We start from the raw sequence: 18,626 nt of genomic DNA, 5'->3' as shown, positions 1-18,626 counted from the left end.
CAAACGTAGGGAATTTTTATTTGTTTCACAAATGGAGACTAAATATATCTGTCAACAAATTAATTTTCTTAAACCGTGAGTATTGGTATATTAGAGTAACCAATACCTTAGCATGAACAATAAAAACAAACCAAAAACAATATCTGATTCGGATATATTTCCAATATCAAAGGATGAAATGATTCAACTCATTCTGGACAATATACCTTCACGCATATTTTGGAAAAACAGAGACTCCGTATACCTCGGTTCCAATCGACTATTTGCAGAAGACGCTGGTGTAGGGTCTGCACCTGAAATATTGGGTAAGACAGATCATGATTTAGCCTGGAAGAAAACTGAAGCAGATTTTTTTATCGAAACAGATCAAAAAGTAATGGATCGAGGAGAATCAGAACTGGGTATCATCGAACCTCAGAAACACGCTGATGGTAAAGAATCTTGGCTCGAAACCAATAAGGTTCCACTCAAAAATGAGGAAGGCGAAGTCATTGGTATACTTGGTACTTACTCTGATATTACTGAACGAAAGCAGATATTCGAAGATCTAAAACAAAAAAACAGAGACTTGGAGCTCAAAAACAAAGAACTCGAACAATTCGCATTTGTCGCTTCACATGACTTACAAAGTCCATTACATACAATTATCAACTACATTGATTTATTCCAATCGGAGAATAAAAAAGAGCTAAGCCAAGAGGGACAACTCTATTTCAATTTCATAAAAGATGCTTCTGTCAGAATGAAGCAACTAATCACCGGCTTGCTTGAATACTCAAGAATTGGACATGACATAAAGTTAGAAACTGTAGACAGTCGAATAATTTGCGAGAATGTAATTCAAGATCTTCAGAGTTTAATTCAAGAGAAAAATGCAACTATTCAAATTGACGAATTACCAAGTGTAATGGCCAGTCCTACGGAACTCCGAATGCTTTTTCAAAATCTGATTGAAAATGCTTTAAAATTTAGCAAATCTGATATTCCATGTGAAATCGACATCTCTCATTCAGACAAAAACCGATACATGCAGTTCACCATTTCGGATAATGGCATCGGTATTGACCCTCAATTTGAGGATAAGATTTTCATTATATATCAACAATTGCATAGTAATTCTACTTATGGAGGTAATGGCATTGGGTTGGCCCATTGTAAAAAAATTTTAGATACCTTTGGAGGGAAAATCTGGCTAGACAAAAACTATAAAAGTGGCGCTAAGTTTCACTTTACCATTCCTAAATGAACCAAATTGAACACGTATTATTGGTCGACGACGATGTGCCTACCAACTTCATTCATGAAGTTATTCTTAAAAAAAGTAATCGTTTCAAACAGATTCATTCTGTGTTAAGTGCAACAGAAGCTTTAAACTATCTTCAGGCAAAACGACCCAATCTCATTTTTCTTGACATCAATATGCCTGCCCTATCGGGTTGGGATTTCATTGATCAATTCCGGTCGTTACCTATTGAGCAAAAAGAGGATATCGTCATCGTTATGGTAAGTACCTCTATGGACCCTAAGGACAAACAAAGAGCTGAGGTGTGTTCTGAAATTCGGGAGTTTGTAAGCAAGCCAATGTCTGTGGAAAAAATTGAGGACATCGTAGTGTCTCATTTTTAGACATCTTCTCTGGAAAAGTACTGTATTTCTATTTTTTTGCGTCACTAAGGAATTAAGGCCAAGTCTGGTTTGTGACTTTATCTGTTAGTCTGGATTATAACTAACAAAAAGTCTATGAAACTTAAGCGTCCAAAAACAGAACCAAAGGTATCTGCAGGCTCCATGGCAGATATAGCATTTCTTTTACTTATTTTCTTTCTTGTAAGTACGAGTCTCCTTCAAGATAAAGGTCTCATGCTGCAGCTTCCACCAGATGTTGAACCCACAGAAACACCTGTCAACGAACGAAATCTTTTCAAGGTACTCATCAATTCAAAAAATGAGTATTTGATCGAGGGGCAAGTTAGAACTGACCTATCCGGACTTGTGGAGGAAATCAAAACTTTTGTACAAAACCCATCCTCAAACCCTACCCTTTCCGAAAACTCTGAAAAAGCAGTTATCTCAATCAAAGCACAGCGTGGAGCTCAATTTGCCTCTTTCATATCCATTCTTGATCTCATCAAAGAATCCTATTACCAAATGTATGGTGAACGTGTAGGGCTAACCTCTGATGAGTTCAGAAAGCTGAAAAAATCGAACCCCTCTGAGTTGGCATTGTATCAAAAAGCTAGAATAGGGCTACCAATGAACATTTCAATTGCAAATCCGGATCAAATAAAATAATTATGAAAATCAGAAAAAAAACCTCTACCACAGCTGAAATATCAACGGCTTCTATGCCAGATATCGTCTTCTTACTGTTGTTCTTTTTTATGGTCACAGCCACGATTAAGGTGAACGAAGAGCAACTCAACGTGCAGACACCAAACGCACATTCGATAACCACTGTAGACAAGAAATTCCTCATTAAAGAATTATTTATTGGCTTTCCTAAGGATGTGAGACTAGGTACATCACCAAGAATTTCTGGTAACAACAAATGGGTTTCTCTAGATCAAATTGGTCAATGGATCCAAGAGCAAAAGTCTGATTTGGGAGAGATATACAAAGATCAACTGATCGTCATGTTGAAGGTTGATGAAAAAGTGGACATGGGACTAATTAGCGATATTCAAATGGAACTAAGAAAAAGTAATGCACGGAAAATTCTTTACCGAACTTTAGATAAACCGCTAAACTTCTAGTATTCTAATTTGTCGGTACGCTCTGCCCATTTTTTAAATGCCATTTGCGCCTCTTCCTTCAACAACTGTCTGGTAAAGAGTTTTCGTTCTGCTATAGGTCTGGCTAGCTCTTCATATATGAATTGATCATCGAAATTAATAGCGGCAGCATCAGATTTAGTATTGGCAAAATATAACTGGTCTGGCCTGGCCCAATAAATGGCACCCAAGCACATTGGACAAGGCTCACAGCTAGTGTATATTTCACATCCATCGAGCTGAAAAGTGTCGAGTACTTTGCAAGCCTTACGAATAGCAACAACCTCTGCATGGGCGGTTGGGTCATTGCAGCTTGTCACAAGGTTTTTCCCTCTGGCTATAATTTCACCATCCTTTACTACCACTGCACCAAACGGCCCTCCTGTATTAGATTCTACATTTTCTATAGAAAGCCGGATAGCCTCGCGCATAAACTTTTCTTTTCTTCGTTCCATATGTTTCAACCTGAATGTCATGAAGTTAACTCCTCTTAGTTAATTTTGCATTGAATACTTTATGATTTAAATTGAAGTAAACAACAGCACCTGGTATTTTATATACATAACTAAACTTAGACTGTGTTAATAAGAAAGTTTATTGATCAATATTTTATTGTTGGAACTTCCTCAAGGTCAGATACGACCCGGGAAAGAATTATTCTAGCCAACGTTATTTTTCTGGCAGTTCCTGTGGTAATTTTCATTTCTTACCTATTGGACATTAAGGAGTTTTTAGTTCCGATCGAACAGTTAAACTTTGACCAGTTTACAAGGTTGATGTTTGGAGTTGCTTCCCTAATATGCTACTTCCTCAATCGACAAGGATATTTTGATATCAGCCGCTGGATATATTTGTTATCATGGATTGCATTTTGGCTAGTACTTGATCCAGTTATTCAAGGTACCTCATCTGATTATTATTTTCATTTTGATCTCAGCATCATAGGTTTATCGCTTGTCACACAAATTTTAGTTTCTTATAAACGAGAGCCGGCAATTTTTACTTGCGCTATGCTGTTTAGTTTGATTTGCATATTTTATCAACAATCATATTTACTCTACTTTGACAGCAATGAGCAAACTGCGGAACTACTTTTTGATAATGTTTACACTTACCAAACCTCGATATACTATTGGACTATATTCAATTTAATCATTGGATATCTGCTTTATATCTACGAAAAATCTAATATCAATTTGGCAGAAAACAATCAGAAACTTGACCGATTGACCACAAACTTAGAAGAGGTAGTAGCAGAAAGAACCGAAGATCTGAAAAGCAAACAAATTGAATTGATAGCCATTGCCAATGAACTGAAGGAAAGTCAGGAAAAATACAGAAAACTGTTTACCAATAGTTTTGAAGGAATTGCACAACTTGAACTAAACCCACCATTAGATATTAATTTGTCAAAAAAAGAGCAGGTTGACCACCTAATTGAGCACCTTAAAATAGTAGAATGTAATCACGTTTTTGCCAATCTTTATCTCGAGAATGACCCACAAAACCTAAAACAAAAAAGCTTGTCTTTTATTATGGATCATGGAGATTCGATGAGGAATTTGATGGAGATTTATGTAGAACAAAATTACAGTCTGGATGGAATAACTTTGGAAGAATCTATCCATGATACCGACCGTTGGTTCATCAGTCACATCACTTCACAAATAGAAGACAACAAAGTGCAATGGCTTTGGCTAAATAAATTAGACATAACAGAAAAAAGCAAACAGGACAAGGAGCGTAAGATATTGCTCAATAATCTTGAAGAATATGCTTTTCAAACCTCCCATGAATTAAGAGGACCTTTATCCAGACTCCTGGGATTGACAAGTTTATTACTTAACAATAATGCATTCGACCAAGATGAGCTTCCGGAGATGCTCAAGCATATCAATGATACGTCCCTAGAAATTGACGATGTGATCAAAATGATGAATCAAGTGTTATCCAATAGCCAGTACGAAAGCAAACTAACCAAAAGAAGATCTTCTTCGAAATAAGAAGATTGGTTATTGTCCGTAAGTGTTTCATAATAATTTATAACTTCGAATACCCAATTTGATTAAAATGAAGCACCTAACATCACCCATCCTATTTCTACTAATTTTATCCCAGCCACTTGTTGCTCAATTCAAGCTAGGAAAGCTAAAAATAGACGACCTTGTAAAAAAGGAACATCTCGAAACGGCAAGTACACTTTTAGATACGGACAAAGAAGTAGATAAACTAAAAGCCGAACAACTTAAAAAAGACACTTCATTTTACAATTATATCTTTTCTCAAGGCAACAGGGCTTCTTTTTTTGCCAATCGCGATAGCAAGGAGAGTTTGCTTTACACTTTAGGAGCTGATTACAGTGAAGATGAAGAACCTATAGAACCAGAAGTCCATGAAAAGATTTTTGCACTGAACCGTACTGCCGAATTCTCCATTTACATCCATCCTGAAATTGCAACCTACAAATTCTTAGAGGCCATAGGCTTATTTACAAATACTGAAAGTTTCGACCAAATCTCACTGGACGCAGCTTTTGATATTCGTCAGATGCTTAATATCGATACGGTATCACTTGAAGAAAAGTACGCCATAGGAAAAACTATAGCCAACCTAGCTATTACCATGCATGCAGAAGGTAAATACAATCTTTCAGAAGGTCTTATGAAGGAAACTATTAGCTTTTTCCAAGAAGAGATTGGAACGGAATCGATTGGACTGGCCTCACTATACAACAACTATGCTGTGATCTTGCAGTCGCAAGGAAAGTATACTGCATCTGAGGAGTACTTTCAAAAGTCCGCTGATCTATTAGAAAAGCATAACAAAGAGAACTCTTTATCTCACGCCATAATGACCAGCAACCTGGCGCTATACTATAATGAAATTGGCCAGAGCGAAGAAGCTGAAAATTCTATCGCTCAAGCGATGACTATGGCCGGTGATGAACTAAGAAAAAAAGGACGTGACAATGTTAGCTTCAAAATTAATCAAGGCCTTATATATTATAGTTCTGGGAAGTATGAAGAGGCAGAAAGTATTTTCAATGAGGTACTCGAATTGAAAAGAAAGCGAATGGCAAGAAATCAAACCGACTATGCCAATGTTGAAAACTATTTGGCGAGCGTTCTTATGGAATCCGGCAAATTAAATCAGGTAGAGTCACTGCTTGAAGATGCACTCAGAATATTTGCTCAAAAGTACAACCAGCAACACCCTGCCTATATCAAGACTAACCATAATCTGGGCAAGTTTCATTTACACCAAGGGAATTTCCAAGAAGCGCAAAACATCTTAGCTGAAGTCAATAGTTCCTACGAACAATATTTCGGCACAAAACACCCTGACTATCTCCTATCACTTGAAGACCTGGCAGTAGTGGACTGGAAACAAGGCAATTACGCCATGGCCAATGAACGTTTCAAAAAGGTAATCTCATCCAATTTGGATATTGTAGAAGAAAACTTCGCCGCAATGAGTGAGTATGAAAAAGGTCAATATTGGGCGCAAATCCGACCATCTATTTTGAAATTTTACAACTATGCCTGCGAGCGAGGAATAGAAGATCCTGCATTACTTAAGGAGATGTATAATATCCAATTAAAAACTAAAGGCATATTGTTTAGTTCCTCTACCAAAATGAGAGATGAGATACTGAGTAGTGATGATGAAAACCTCAAAAGCCTATTCTTGAGCTGGCAACGAGCCAAGGAAGACCTGCTTCTTTACTATACCTATTCGAAAACCCAACTAGGCGAAATGAAAATTGATTTGGCAGTCGCAGAACAAAAAGCCAATCAATTGGAAAAGGAATTGAGCAAAGCTTCTTCGGATTTTTCCACAGCCAATAAGCTACCGAGCGCTACGTTAGCAGACATCAAAGCAAAATTAGATCCAACATCTGTGGCTATTGAGGTGATTGGCTTTCCTGCATTTGAGAATAGTTTTACTAATGAGAAAAAATATGCTTTCCTCATCGCTGACCCAAATGCGCTCCACCCTACTTTGAGTCTTATCGAAAATGGTAATGAACTGGATGGAAAATATGCGAAAGGATATAGAAATATGATTCGTTTAAAAATTGACAACCCCATACTCTATGAAAAGTACTGGCAAGCCGTTGACAAAAGGTTAGAAGGTGTTAAAGAAGTGCACTTATCTCTTGATGGAGTGTATTTCCAAGTCAATATCAGCGCACTCAGAAAGCCTGATCAATCTTTCGTATCTGATGGAATGAATTTTCACCTGTATTCCAGTACGCGTGATATACTGAATCCAACTCTTGAGTTGGATAGAAAGAAGGCCGATTTCTTTGGCTTCCCTGACTATGGAAATCAAGGGCTGTTGGCGGCTTTACCAGGCACCAAAGTTGAGATTGAAACGATAAGTCAAATAACAAAATCTAAAGGGTATCAAATAGACACCTATTTGCAAGGCAATGCCTCAGAGGCCAATTTCAAAAAAATCAACTCTCCATCATTACTGCATGTAGCTACTCATGGTTTTTTTCTTCCTGAGGAAAACACTTCTAACGAAAAAGTCTTGGGTATAGAAGTCAGCCAAGCCAAAGCCAACCCATTGCTTAGGTCCGGACTAATGCTGGCCAACGCAGAGCGTGCTATGCGATCGTCAGGTTATGAACATGAGAATGAAGCCAACAAAACCGACAACGGGATTCTAACAGCTTATGAAGTTCTTACCCTGGATTTAAAAGACACAGACCTTGTGGTGCTCAGTGCTTGTGAAACTGGTCTTGGTGAGATCAAATCTGGCGAAGGAGTATATGGATTACAGCGTGCCTTTCAGGTGGCTGGAGCAGAATCAGTCATTATGAGTCTATGGAAGGTCAGCGACGAAGCTACCAAAAACCTTATGACCTATTTCTATAGTGAATGGATGAGTGGAAAAAATAAAAATGAGGCTTTTATTGCTGCTCAAAAAAGACTCAGACAAGATTTTCCAGAACCCTATTACTGGGGTGCCTTTGTCCTGTTGAACTAGAAAAATTTATTTGCGACGTTTTTTGTTTTGATTCTTATCCCCTCTTGTTTTAGGCTTTTTATGCTTTGAGGCCAGCTTTCGTTTATACGAACCACCAAGATTTATTTTTTTATTTTTCTCCTTTTTCTCAGCATCCACTACTATGGACTTTCTTGGTTTGGTATTTCTATTGTAATTGCTTTCTGCGACTTTCGGCCGTTCTTCCGGTATCAATTCATTAGTAATTTCTACTTCTTCAGGAAAGCCAACTGATGGAATCGAGTAATCCATTAATGACTCTATGGCCTCTTTTTGTTCTTGTTCTTTTTCCGTATAGAATAAGATGGATTTTCCTGATTCCTCTGCCCTACCTGTTCGCCCAATTCGATGCATATAATTCTCCGGATAGTTTGGAACATCAAAATTGATGACGTGAGAGACCTTGTTCAAATCCAAGCCTCGCGCAATGACATCGGTAGCAATCAAAATACGTTTACTTCCTTCATCAAATTCTTCCACAGATCGCAAACGATAGTTTTGGGATTTATTGGAATGAATAATACACACTTGTGCACCAAATGAATCTTCAACCGCTTCGAATAAGCGATCGGCCAATTTTTTGTTGGAAATAAAAACTACCACTTTATGAAACTCATTTTTATCCTCCAGGATGTGGTTCAACAATCTTGTTTTTGTGTGAAAGTTTTTCACCGCATAACAGAACTGTCTTATATTATCTAAAGGTGTTCCGCTGACAGCCACAGCTATCTTCTCTGGTGAAGTGAAAAAATCGTCAATCAGTGCGTCCACTTCTTCAGTCATAGTAGCTGAAAACATGATATTCTGTCTTCTCGAGGGAAGCAATTCGAAAAGATTGGTCAACTGAATTCTAAATCCCAAATCAAGCATAACATCTACTTCATCTATCACCAACTTAGCAATATCACGAGGCTGAAGTGCACGGTTTATGATGAGATCATATAAACGACCAGGTGTAGCAACAATTATATCTTGCCCCTGAGCTAATGCTTCTTTTTGCACTCTAATGTTAGACTCACCGAAGACTCCTAAGACTCTGACATTTATATATTTCGCCAGTGTTTCTATTTGTTCCACCACCTGAGTGACAAGTTCTCGAGTAGGCACCAGTATCAATATTCTTGGGTGCTGTTGCTTTGAAAACTTCAATTCCTGAAGCAACGGCAACATGTAGGCAAAAGTCTTACCTGTTCCTGTTTGTGAAATTCCTACGACATCCTTACCTGACAAGATCACCGGAAATGCCTGTATCTGAATTGGCGTGGGTTGCTCAAACCCTAAGTCAGCAATAGAATTTTTAAGTGGATTCTTGAGTTGTAAAGTACCGAAACTATTCATGCAATAAAATTTGCACAAAGCTAGATATAATATAAAGGACTGAAAAGAGCCCATTCACTGAGATCATCATTCTTTCCTTTTGATTAACTTTGGAATCAAGAATTATTCATTTTGTTTATCAAATCAATTAATACATGGGATTTCTCAAAACTTCATTCAATGCGCTAATTATTTGCATTCTTTTCTTTTCGTGTAGTGAAGAAGATGGATCTGTATTGGATCAACTCACAGGCCTTACTCCTTCCAATGACGTAAAACTAGGTCAGTCAGTTGTTGCCCAAATTGCCGCAGACCCCACCAACTATCCTGTGCTCTCCGAATCAGAATATCCAGAAGCTTACAGCTACATAAGAAGCATGACAGCTTCCATTGTGGCTAGCGACAATGTGAAATACAAAGATTTGTTCATGTATGATGAAGTGAAAATCATTGACCAAGATGTACTTAATGCATTTGCTACACCTGGAGGATATATATACGTCTACACAGGACTTATAAAATATCTGGAAAAGGCGGATGATTTAGCTGGTGTCATGGGACATGAAATTGCCCATGCTTCTGAAAGACATTCCAGTGATCAAATGAAACAGCAACTCGGATTGCAATTGCTTTCTCAAATTATTTTCGGTGAAGCCAGTGATACCCAATTAGCTCAGATGGCATCAGGTTTCTTTTCTTTAAAATTCAGTAGAGAAGACGAAGCAGATTCAGATGAACAATCAGTGATCTATTTACAGGACACCGATTATGCGTGCAATGGTGCTGCAACCTTTTTTGAAAAATTAACCGAATCTGGTCAAAGCAGTGGGCCGGAATGGCTAAGCACTCACCCTTCTCCAGATTCACGAGTAGAAGATATCAATGCTAAAGCCAATGATTTGGGTTGTAGCAAAGATGCTGTAGTAGAGTCTGGCATGAGCTATGATGACTTCAAAGCCAGTTTGCCCTAGCGAATAGCAATGATCCAATCATAAAAACGTGAATAATCTATGCTGTAGTTATTGTAAACATTGAAGTGTCTGGGTTAGTAGTTTGACTAGAAGAGATCTTGACTTTATTATCAACAAATAATTTAATCAAGCGAAGAAAGGGCAAAAAAAAAGCGAGTTCGAAAGAACTCGCTAATTTTTTTGTATGATATGTCTCGTCCTGAAATAGCGTTACACAAAAAACGACGTCATGAACGAACTCACAGAGAACAAGTATGTTAAAAGAACACAGAAGGACTACAGCTACGCTTTTAAATTGTCAGTTGTGTCAGAAGTTGAAAGCGGAGAGTTAGGTATAAAAGCCGCCGCTCGCAAGTATGGTATTCAGTCACACTCTACAGTTACCAATTGGCTTCGGAAATACGGTAACTTTGATTGGGTCAATAAATCAACACTTCGGATGCCAAAATCTAAAGACCAAAAACTATACGAACTCGAACAGAAAGTACGGCTGTTGGAAAAACAGAAAAAAGAGCTTGAACAGCAGGTTGAAAACGCAGATAAGAAAGCTATTTTCTTTGATATGATGATCGACATAGCCGAAGAAGAATTCAAACTCCCTATCAGAAAAAAGTCTTTACCCCAACAGTTGATCGATTCAAGGTTGAACAAAAAGAAGGGGTAACCCAGATCTGTAGACTGTTGGGGATGAATAGGCAAATCTATTACCGCTCTATCAGAAGGAGTAAACAAAAGCAAGAAATAGCCACCAAGGTAGTAATCATGGTTGAAAAGGTGCGTATGAAAATGCCTCGTATCGGTACCAGAAAGTTGTATCATTTACTTTATGACCAACTTCAGCCGCTGGGAGTTGGAAGAGACAGGCTATTTGCTATTATGAAAGCAAATCACCTCCAAATAGCACCTAAGAGACAATATCATATTACTACTGACTCACATCATCGATTTAGAAAACATAAAAACCTTATTGATGGGCTTTCCATACAAAGGCCTGAGCAAGTATGGGTATCGGATATCACCTACATTGGAACACGGAAAAACCCGATGTATTTATCGCTGGTCACGGATGCTTATTCAAAGCGGATCATGGGCTATGATGTATCGAAAAGCCTAGATGCTTCAGGTGCAATATCAGCCCTTAATATGGCTATTGCCAATCGTATATATCCTGAGCGAATGTTGATCCATCACTCAGACAGAGGGTTGCAGTATTGTTGCGATGCTTATCAGCAGTTGCTTGATGAGGCAGCAATTACTTGTAGTATGACAGAAACCTATGATCCGTATCAAAATGCTATAGCCGAAAGGGTGAATGGGATATTGAAACATGAATTTATCTTAGGGATCACCACATCAGATGTAACACTAATGGACAAACTCATTGAGCAGAGTATTTATATTTACAATCATGATCGGCCTCATTGGAGCTGTTGGATGAATACACCAGCCCTTATGCACCAGCAAGATAAGGTCAAGATCAGAAACTATAGAAACAAAAATAGCATCGAGTTGAAACCCGATGCTATCTAATATTTTATCCTAAAATCTGTAACGCTTATTTAGGACTAGTCAATATCAAAAGAAAGGATTAACCCAAAACTTTTACGTTTACTGCGTTGATTCCTTTTTTACCTCTTTCGGTGTCAAATTCAACTTCGTCATTTTCTCTGATTTCATCCACTAGACCTGAAGTGTGTACAAAAATGTCGTCTCCTCCATCTGATGGCTTAATGAAACCAAATCCTTTGGCGTCATTGAAAAATTTTACTGTTCCTTGCATTGTTTATTAAATTATTAAAAAAAAATCTTTGTTTAAGTTATGGTTTAGGCACTCAGTCCTTATTGTCTTCTTTCTTTTCAACTTTGGGTTCTGGTGGTTCAGAAAGTATATTTCCAAACTCATCTACGTATGCCATCATATCTGACAAATCACCACCTTTGTTGTTATTTTCTTGTCTTTCCTTTCGTCGCTCCTCTTTTTCCTTCTTCTTAAGCATTTTCTTCTTGGCCTTCTGATTCTTGATGAAGCTATTCTGGGATTTTGACATATCGTATATTTACTTTTAAAATAATGAGCACTTTACCCATTTAAGGAAAAAATAAAATCAAAACGGATAAGCCTAAAAATGTGTAGAAAAGACAAATGCGGGAAGGATCTTACAGATTCCAGTTACAAAGGTAGCTCTTTAATTTATAATAAAGGGTATCATTCCATTTTATTGAAAATATCTCTAATGACAATTCTCTTGTCAACAAGTTTTCCAATGACAGAAAAGCTCCTAGGTTCAACCGGCACTTAATTGAGTCCATGATTCAAAAGATACTAAGGTGGCTAGATCGAAATTAAGCAATGCTCGTTGTTCAGCCATTCTACTATCAAAATATCCAGAGTCAATACCTGTATACTTTGATTTTGAAAATTTAGTCTGTTTACAATATTCACCCAGTTTGGAATAATCATCATCTATGAGATGAAAAACATATTCCATAACTTCTTCTTCAGGAGCATCTACACTTAGTTCCTCTCTCAATGCTAAGTTTTTCTCATCTGCAAAAGCACTCACTTCTTGATCCGTGAGCTGATTGGTTGGAAGAGCCAAAGGCCCATAGTGAACAGTATTCAGCGCAATAGGCATGCTTGGCAAATCTTCATAGTGAGCCAAAAAAGATCTCATTCTACGCGTATGTGTCAGAATTCGATGCCTGTTTTCTTTACTCATATTATCAAACATTCTAAGAACGACCATGGACATATAGAGATCGTTCATCGCCTTGGGAATATTTAGCGGCGAACGAACTGCCAGATTATTTTCCTTAGCCACTCTGAAAAATAATTCATGATAATCCTGAAAGAAAAACAATGTATTGTGATGATTGCTCAAATGTGTAATGGGAATATTGAACTTGTCAAATTGTTCGACTTGTTTACTCAATTCGTAATGCAGGTCGTTTAATTCCCGATGGGTATGCCGAGTCCGACGCATTTGTGTATACTTTTTAAAGTATTTCCCTTTTCGTAAACTTAAGGTCCCTCTCCGAGTCAATAGGCCAATCTTCCTGCCCGATACCGGTTTGCCGGACGAAATAGTCAGGTGGCATCCAACTTCAAATTTGCTGCCATCACATTCATCCATCAAATGTTTTATTTTAGACTCAAATTGGTGGTGATTAGAAAAAGAATCCACAGAATTGATTTTCCCAGCATGTATTGCCTTTATAATTCCTGTATCTATAGCAGGAATAGCTCCATAGTCATCAGCAGTGAATATTACTTTGTTCATGGCTTTGAATTAATCAATCAAAAAACTAGTGATTCACTAATAATTTAATCTATTCTTCTTGCAATACCTTTAAATTTCTAACGGTAATTTTAAATGTACTTCCCTTTCCCTGCTTAGATTTCACAACTATAGATCCTTGCAATTTGGCCAATGTTTCTTCCACAATATAGAGTCCCAAGCCAGAACCCTCGCTCCGCGTTGTTGCCCTATAAAACATTTTAAAAACCTTAGACATGTGCTTATTTTCGATTCCAGGACCATTATCCTTCACAGTTATCAAAGCTAAGTTTTTTTTAACTTCAACATTTATTGAAACATAAGGCCTTTCAACTCGGTCCGGTTGATGATGTTTAAATGCATTTGTAATGATATTGCTCAATACAATTTTCAGTCTTTTTGGATCACTGAAAAATTGGCTTTTCATGTCATAGTTTACGTCGCATTGAATCGCACCAAAATTTTGTGTATGACTAATATCTTCTAATATATTAGAAATCGTCTTTTCAAAATCTACTGCTTCTACTTCGATACCCAACCTAGCATTTCTGGAATAATCCACAATGTCATGAATAAAATCATCTAGCCGATTGACACTTTTTTCAATGTGATCATAATATTCAAGTTGTTTCTCTGGCTCGCCCATTCTGGCCAAATTGATCAAACCTAATATTGAAGACAAAGGAGATCTGATTTCATGTGAAGCGCTATATACAAAGCGATCCAATTCTGCATTGACTTTTTTCAACTCGATATTTTGTCTGTTGATGAATGAAATTCTCCACTTGTAGATAATTAAGAATATTCCAATGATCAGAAATAAAAGCAATAGGTAAAACCACAGGGTTTGATAAAAAAATGGCTCTACCGTAAAGGAGAAACTCGTTGGATTTTCATTCCATATATGGGATTCATTTGCGCCTTTAACTTTAAAGGTATATTTTCCTGGCGGTAGATTAGTGTATTCCACTCGCCCGGAATATTCTGGATTACTCCACTCCTTTTCGAAACCCTCAAGAATGTAACTAAACTGATTTCGCTCAGGCGCTGTATAACTGATGGCTGCAAATTCAAATATATATCGTAATGCACCAGCTTCAACCAGAGAGAATTCTGCTTCAAGGGGCAATTTGACTTCATCAATAATTACATTTCTAATCAGTACGTCCGGTGGTAATTCGCTCACTTGCAATTTGTCTGGAGTAATCTGACAGACTCCACCTAAGGTGGGAACCATAATTTTTCCTTGAGATGTTAAAAGTGATCTTGTAGCACCAGTGCACTCTTTATTGTTCATTCCACTATTTTCGTCTAGAACAGTATATGGAATTTGCTCAATTTCATTGTTGATATAACTGTTCCAATCCGCCTTATCCATTTGCAACACACCTAAGTTGGTAGTGACCCAGAAATTGTCTTTACCATCGTCGACAAGGTCAAAATAGGTCTTACTCCTTCGGTCAGAACTTAAGTTAATTTGTTCCAATCGGTTGCTATCAAAATGTAATAAACCAACATTTGCTGTAACTATGGCTTCAGTATCATTGATCAAATCAATATTGAATAACAAGACACCAGCATCATCCTCCTTAAGATGAAAAGTAGAAACTTCACCAGATTGGCTCAAAACGGATAATCCACCACTGTGAGTGCCAATAAGCAATTTTCCATCAGAAGACTCTGTAAGGCTGAGAATGAAATTTGATTCAAGTTTATTCTCATTATTTAGAATTTCAATGATCTCACCATTCTTAAATTTGACTAATCCTCCCGACCTTGACCCAAACCACAAAACACCATTTTTATCTTTGATAACTAGGCGAAAATTATTGGCTGGCATGCCGTTATCTGTCGAGTAAACTGTCTCATCTGACCCCACTTTGTGTATGATCCCAACATAAGTTGCCAGCCAAAATGAACCGTCATCGTCGTGATAAATATCTCTAACACCATTACCTCCTAAGTCTGTGGAGATTTCTACTTTTTCGTAAACATCACCTTTATAGACGTCAAGTTGGTTTTGATCTGTGCCAATATAAAATTTACCATCCCAAGATTCGTGAATGATGTTGATTCGATTACTTGACAGGTGAGGTTTGGTCAAATTAGTGAGCTTGCTCTCTTTCAAACGAACTAAGCCCATTCTACTGGAAGTAAGCCAGAGACTGTTTTCTCTATCCATCATAATAGAACTGAGACGAACCAAGTCGATGCCTTGCTTACCAAATACCCAATCTACTTTATTCAGATTTTTTGACCAGCGAGCTAGTCCATTTTCAGCACCAGCCCAAACTGAATTCCATTGATCAACGAACAAATAATTTATGTAAACATTGGTCAAACCTTCTATTGAAATCAATACACCTGAAGCATCTACATACTGCAACCCTTTGGTGGTTGCTATCATCAATAACCCATCGTCGGTATGTGCTATGCTTTCTACATAATTGTCATGGAGCCCATCTGACACTGAAATATGTCGTTCCAGTTCATCATTTTTAAGACAGAATAAACCTTGGCCCTCAGTTGCTACCCAAATTCGTCCTTGACTGTCCTCTTTGATGCTACTCACTGTACTCTTATTCAAGGCAGGGACATCAATCCATTCTGCATTTCCTTCACTTAGTTTGAATATGCCTTGGTTATTGCTACCGATATAAATGGGCCCTGATTGAGTTACCAGAATAGAAGGTACTGATTTAGGTAGGTGCCCTTTCTCACTTACTACCTTCGAAAACACCCCGTTTTTGTATTTTATTATTCCACTTCCCTGAGAACCCAAGTATATAATTCCGTTCGAATCCTCAGTGACAGTGTAAAATCCATCTGTTTCCAATAAGTCCAAATTATTGATGTCGTAGATTTCTACACGTTCGCCATCAAATATCATTACGCCATTAAACGAGGTAATCCATAAAAGTCCTTTGGAGTCCTGAAATACGTGCGTAAGATTATTAGAAGAAAGGCCATCTTCTGCTGTCCATTGTGCTAGACTAATATTCTGAATGGGATCTTTAGGGTCAAATTCACTTACCTGTCCACATACAGTTTTTGCAATACAAATGCCTAATAATACAAAAACTAAGAGTTTTCTCATGCATGTTTTTTATGACCAACTAAAAATTTCAGGTTCCTTCAACAAAAGATAAATCAAAAACAATTGAATTGAAAGAGCCATCATTTTTAGTTGGTCAAAACATGAATCTTTTACTAAAATTCTACAATTACGAATTCTGTACGCCGATTGGCCTTTCTTCCTTCTGCTGTGCTATTGTCTTCAAGGGGCACTGATTCCCCGTAGCCTTTAGCCTGGAGGCGGGATTCTTCAACACCGGCAAGTTTTAAGTAATCGACAACAGCATTCGCTCTAGCTTGAGACAATCTTAAGTTTGAATCCTCAGAGCCTAAGTTGTCTGTATGACCTCCTACTTCAATTACCATGGTTCCATTTTGCTGAAGTAATTCAGCAGCTTTGTTCAATTCTACATAACTAATAGGTTTTAGCTCTGCCCGACCTGATTCAAAAAATATGTTGTTTAGGACCACCTTGGTTCCTTTTTCTATAGGCTCTAGACCAATATCCTTGGTGATTTCCTGGTAGGTGGTATCCTTAGGTAAATCAAAACTCTGTGAATAAAAGAAATAGCCATCCTTACTTGCAGACACACTATAATTTCTACCCGCGGGCAAAACCACTAAATATTCGCCACTTTCAGAATTACTTTTGTTGATAGCAATTAACTCACCTGTATCGATATCTTCAATCATAACTAAAGCACCCAGAGGTTCATTCGTATTAGCATTAGCCACAATACCTTCGATTACAGCAGTTGGTTTTGGCTTCAAGTAATCTGGTAGTTCTGTTTCATAAATGTTGTAACTATCACTATCTCTTGAAGAAGAAAAGTAAGCTTTACCAGAACCAGAAATACTGAAATTTTTATCCTCACCAGAGGAATTAATCGGAGCTCCGAGATTTATTGGTTTGGCCCATTTACCATTTTCAAATACACTATAAAATATATCAACTCCACCATAACCAGGGTGGCCACTAGTAGCATAATACAATGTTTTACCATCTGATGCTAAAAACGGACTATTATCACTTAATGGAGTATTAATAGTACTGCCCAGATTCTGAGGGATTCCCCAATCACCTAGATGATTGATTTCTGTCATATACAAATCTGCCCCTCCATAACCTCCATCTCTTGATGAGGTAAAGATGATTCTTGTACCATCTGAACTAATCGTAGGTTGTGAGTCCCAATCTTTGCTATTTACTACATTACCCATATTCACTGGTTCAGACCATCTGGTTCCATCTAAAGTCGTAATATATAAATCACAGTTCCCGACACTTTCCTTACCACCACATCTCACATACACCATGGTTTGCCCATCACCGGTAAATGCTGACCCAAAATCATCATTGATAGAATTTATAGGCTCAGGAAGCATTTCTGGTCTGCTCCAAGATTCATTTACCATATTAGACACATAGATATCTTCTCCATAATGATTGGCTCTTGAACTATCTTGCATATTATCAAAACCACCTGGACGAACACTAGTAAAATACAATCGTGTGCCCATTGGATTTACTTGTGGTGCATAATCATTTGATGAACTATTGAGTTGTGAAACCAAAATTGGGTCGGAAGAAGTATTTGGTTGTTCCCTAACCGCCCTGCTGGTTTGTGCATAGATCAATCTGTTTTTTGCTTCGTGTCTTTTTAGTTGGTTTTTTGGAGTGTCAGGATACATGTCCAAAAACTTTTCATAATACCTGACTGCACGAGACAACCTATTCAATTCAATAAACACTTCCCCTCCTTCGAAATACTGAACAGGGTTGTAATCTGGGTTTACAGCTCTCAATTTTTCAAAAGCAATAGACGCTTGTTCTGCTTGATTATTTCTTTTAAACGACATAGCCAAATAAAACCAGGCTTTGTCAGATCTGCTATTGTATTTCAAAGCTTCATTGAATTTCTCAATAGCTTCATCATAGCGGGAATGCTTAAAATACCTCCCTCCGTCTTTGAAAGCATCTGCAAAATTTTGTGCTTGTACATTCGCAGTGAATGCAATTGTTAGAAAAACAATACTTAATATTCTCATTGTGATAATTGGTTGATGTATGTGCAAAATAAGGAATCTTTATCAAATCAGTATATTACAAATTTGAGAATACCAAACTATCAACAATAGCAAATGGACCATATTAGCTTTATGCCTGATCAGGTTCAATCTTTTAAAGTTAATCTCGT

16 protein-coding genes are annotated in these 18,626 nt (G+C 37.5%); 9 read left to right on the top strand and 7 right to left on the bottom strand.

Features of this window, described 5'->3' with window-relative positions; translation table 11 throughout:
• Positions 1–112 precede the first annotated feature (112 nt).
• The 4 genes from ACOQO5_RS09985 to ACOQO5_RS09970 all read left to right on the top strand — a co-directional run bounded on the left by ACOQO5_RS09985 (position 113) and on the right by ACOQO5_RS09970 (position 2,753).
• Positions 113–1,246 carry a sensor histidine kinase gene (locus tag ACOQO5_RS09985; RefSeq protein ID WP_420581548.1) on the top strand — a complete coding sequence of 378 codons (1,134 nt, stop codon included), beginning with the start codon at positions 113–115 and terminating at the stop codon, positions 1,244–1,246.
• Positions 1,243–1,626 carry a response regulator gene (locus tag ACOQO5_RS09980; RefSeq protein WP_420581547.1) on the top strand — a complete coding sequence of 128 codons (384 nt, stop codon included), beginning with the start codon at positions 1,243–1,245 and terminating at the stop codon, positions 1,624–1,626. The genes ACOQO5_RS09985 and ACOQO5_RS09980 overlap by 4 nt, the downstream gene beginning before the upstream one ends.
• 114 nt (positions 1,627–1,740) lie before the next feature.
• Complete coding sequence (locus ACOQO5_RS09975) at positions 1,741–2,292, top strand: ExbD/TolR family protein (protein ID WP_420581546.1); 552 nt, start codon at positions 1,741–1,743, stop codon at positions 2,290–2,292.
• 2 nt (positions 2,293–2,294) lie between these two features.
• The gene (locus ACOQO5_RS09970) at positions 2,295–2,753 is read left to right on the top strand and encodes an ExbD/TolR family protein (RefSeq protein ID WP_420581545.1); all 459 of its coding nucleotides are present in this window, start codon (positions 2,295–2,297) and stop codon (positions 2,751–2,753) included.
• Here ACOQO5_RS09970 and ACOQO5_RS09965 read toward each other — a convergent pair.
• The gene (locus ACOQO5_RS09965) at positions 2,750–3,226 is read right to left on the bottom strand and encodes a nucleoside deaminase (RefSeq protein ID WP_420581544.1); all 477 of its coding nucleotides are present in this window, start codon (positions 3,224–3,226) and stop codon (positions 2,750–2,752) included. The genes ACOQO5_RS09970 and ACOQO5_RS09965 overlap by 4 nt on opposite strands.
• Before the next feature lie 123 nt (positions 3,227–3,349).
• Between ACOQO5_RS09965 and ACOQO5_RS09960 the strand changes: the two genes are divergently transcribed.
• Complete coding sequence (locus ACOQO5_RS09960; protein WP_420581543.1) at positions 3,350–4,774, top strand: hypothetical protein; 1,425 nt, start codon at positions 3,350–3,352, stop codon at positions 4,772–4,774.
• A 67-nt stretch (positions 4,775–4,841) separates the two neighbouring features.
• Positions 4,842–7,769, top strand: coding sequence for a CHAT domain-containing tetratricopeptide repeat protein (locus tag ACOQO5_RS09955; protein ID WP_420581542.1), 2,928 nt, complete (start codon positions 4,842–4,844; stop codon positions 7,767–7,769).
• 6 nt (positions 7,770–7,775) lie between these two features.
• Here ACOQO5_RS09955 and ACOQO5_RS09950 read toward each other — a convergent pair whose 3' ends face one another.
• Positions 7,776–9,125 carry a DEAD/DEAH box helicase gene (locus ACOQO5_RS09950; RefSeq protein ID WP_420581541.1) on the bottom strand — a complete coding sequence of 450 codons (1,350 nt, stop codon included), beginning with the start codon at positions 9,123–9,125 and terminating at the stop codon, positions 7,776–7,778.
• 134 nt (positions 9,126–9,259) lie between these two features.
• Between ACOQO5_RS09950 and ACOQO5_RS09945 the strand changes: the two genes are divergently transcribed.
• The 3 genes from ACOQO5_RS09945 to ACOQO5_RS09935 all read left to right on the top strand — a co-directional run bounded on the left by ACOQO5_RS09945 (position 9,260) and on the right by ACOQO5_RS09935 (position 11,605).
• The gene (locus ACOQO5_RS09945; RefSeq protein ID WP_420581540.1) at positions 9,260–10,075 is read left to right on the top strand and encodes a M48 family metalloprotease; all 816 of its coding nucleotides are present in this window, start codon (positions 9,260–9,262) and stop codon (positions 10,073–10,075) included.
• A gap of 229 nt (positions 10,076–10,304) precedes the next feature.
• Positions 10,305–10,739 carry a transposase gene (locus ACOQO5_RS09940; RefSeq protein ID WP_420579690.1) on the top strand — a complete coding sequence of 145 codons (435 nt, stop codon included), beginning with the start codon at positions 10,305–10,307 and terminating at the stop codon, positions 10,737–10,739.
• 23 nt (positions 10,740–10,762) lie between these two features.
• Entirely contained in the window at positions 10,763–11,605 is an 843-nt protein-coding gene (locus ACOQO5_RS09935) for an IS3 family transposase (protein WP_420579689.1), read from the top strand.
• Between the two features lie 58 nt (positions 11,606–11,663).
• On the opposite strand, the gene ACOQO5_RS09930 is transcribed toward ACOQO5_RS09935, so the two are convergent.
• The 5 genes from ACOQO5_RS09930 to ACOQO5_RS09910 all read right to left on the bottom strand — a co-directional run bounded on the left by ACOQO5_RS09930 (position 11,664) and on the right by ACOQO5_RS09910 (position 18,477).
• A complete protein-coding gene (locus tag ACOQO5_RS09930) occupies positions 11,664–11,855 on the bottom strand; it encodes a cold-shock protein (RefSeq protein WP_084370440.1) in 192 nt (63 codons plus the stop codon).
• Between the two features lie 52 nt (positions 11,856–11,907).
• Positions 11,908–12,123, bottom strand: a complete 216-nt coding sequence (locus tag ACOQO5_RS09925; protein WP_420581539.1) for a cold-shock protein — start codon at positions 12,121–12,123, stop codon at positions 11,908–11,910.
• 237 nt (positions 12,124–12,360) lie between these two features.
• Positions 12,361–13,356: a ChbG/HpnK family deacetylase gene (locus ACOQO5_RS09920; protein WP_420581538.1), complete on the bottom strand. Its 996-nt coding sequence runs from the start codon at positions 13,354–13,356 to the stop codon at positions 12,361–12,363.
• A 49-nt stretch (positions 13,357–13,405) separates the two neighbouring features.
• Positions 13,406–16,450, bottom strand: a complete 3,045-nt coding sequence (locus tag ACOQO5_RS09915; RefSeq protein WP_420581537.1) for a two-component regulator propeller domain-containing protein — start codon at positions 16,448–16,450, stop codon at positions 13,406–13,408.
• Positions 16,451–16,563: 113 nt separating this feature from the next.
• Positions 16,564–18,477 carry an OmpA family protein gene (locus tag ACOQO5_RS09910; protein WP_420581536.1) on the bottom strand — a complete coding sequence of 638 codons (1,914 nt, stop codon included), beginning with the start codon at positions 18,475–18,477 and terminating at the stop codon, positions 16,564–16,566.
• Positions 18,478–18,626: the final 149 nt, after the last annotated feature.

The sequence above is a fragment of the Reichenbachiella sp. genome, assembly GCF_965223055.1.
Lineage (GTDB): Bacteria > Bacteroidota > Bacteroidia > Cytophagales > Cyclobacteriaceae > Reichenbachiella.
Note: the sequence above shows the minus strand (reverse complement) of the source record. Positions and strands in the feature narration are given on the sequence as shown.

Bases quoted from the DNA above. Each gene is read 5' to 3' on its own strand.
- ACOQO5_RS09910 (WP_420581536.1), bottom strand. From the start codon at position 18,477: ATGAGAATATTAAGTATTGTTTTTCTAACAATTGCATTCACTGCGAAT.
- ACOQO5_RS09940 (WP_420579690.1), top strand. From the start codon at position 10,305: ATGAACGAACTCACAGAGAACAAGTATGTTAAAAGAACACAGAAGGAC.
- ACOQO5_RS09985 (WP_420581548.1), top strand. From the start codon at position 113: ATGAACAATAAAAACAAACCAAAAACAATATCTGATTCGGATATATTT.
- ACOQO5_RS09970 (WP_420581545.1), top strand. From the start codon at position 2,295: ATGAAAATCAGAAAAAAAACCTCTACCACAGCTGAAATATCAACGGCT.
- ACOQO5_RS09980 (WP_420581547.1), top strand. From the start codon at position 1,243: ATGAACCAAATTGAACACGTATTATTGGTCGACGACGATGTGCCTACC.
- ACOQO5_RS09915 (WP_420581537.1), bottom strand. From the start codon at position 16,450: ATGAGAAAACTCTTAGTTTTTGTATTATTAGGCATTTGTATTGCAAAA.
- ACOQO5_RS09975 (WP_420581546.1), top strand. From the start codon at position 1,741: ATGAAACTTAAGCGTCCAAAAACAGAACCAAAGGTATCTGCAGGCTCC.
- ACOQO5_RS09925 (WP_420581539.1), bottom strand. From the start codon at position 12,123: ATGTCAAAATCCCAGAATAGCTTCATCAAGAATCAGAAGGCCAAGAAG.
- ACOQO5_RS09965 (WP_420581544.1), bottom strand. From the start codon at position 3,226: ATGGAACGAAGAAAAGAAAAGTTTATGCGCGAGGCTATCCGGCTTTCT.
- ACOQO5_RS09950 (WP_420581541.1), bottom strand. From the start codon at position 9,125: ATGAATAGTTTCGGTACTTTACAACTCAAGAATCCACTTAAAAATTCT.
- ACOQO5_RS09935 (WP_420579689.1), top strand. From the start codon at position 10,763: ATGAATAGGCAAATCTATTACCGCTCTATCAGAAGGAGTAAACAAAAG.
- ACOQO5_RS09955 (WP_420581542.1), top strand. From the start codon at position 4,842: ATGAAGCACCTAACATCACCCATCCTATTTCTACTAATTTTATCCCAG.
- ACOQO5_RS09920 (WP_420581538.1), bottom strand. From the start codon at position 13,356: ATGAACAAAGTAATATTCACTGCTGATGACTATGGAGCTATTCCTGCT.
- ACOQO5_RS09945 (WP_420581540.1), top strand. From the start codon at position 9,260: ATGGGATTTCTCAAAACTTCATTCAATGCGCTAATTATTTGCATTCTT.
- ACOQO5_RS09930 (WP_084370440.1), bottom strand. From the start codon at position 11,855: ATGCAAGGAACAGTAAAATTTTTCAATGACGCCAAAGGATTTGGTTTC.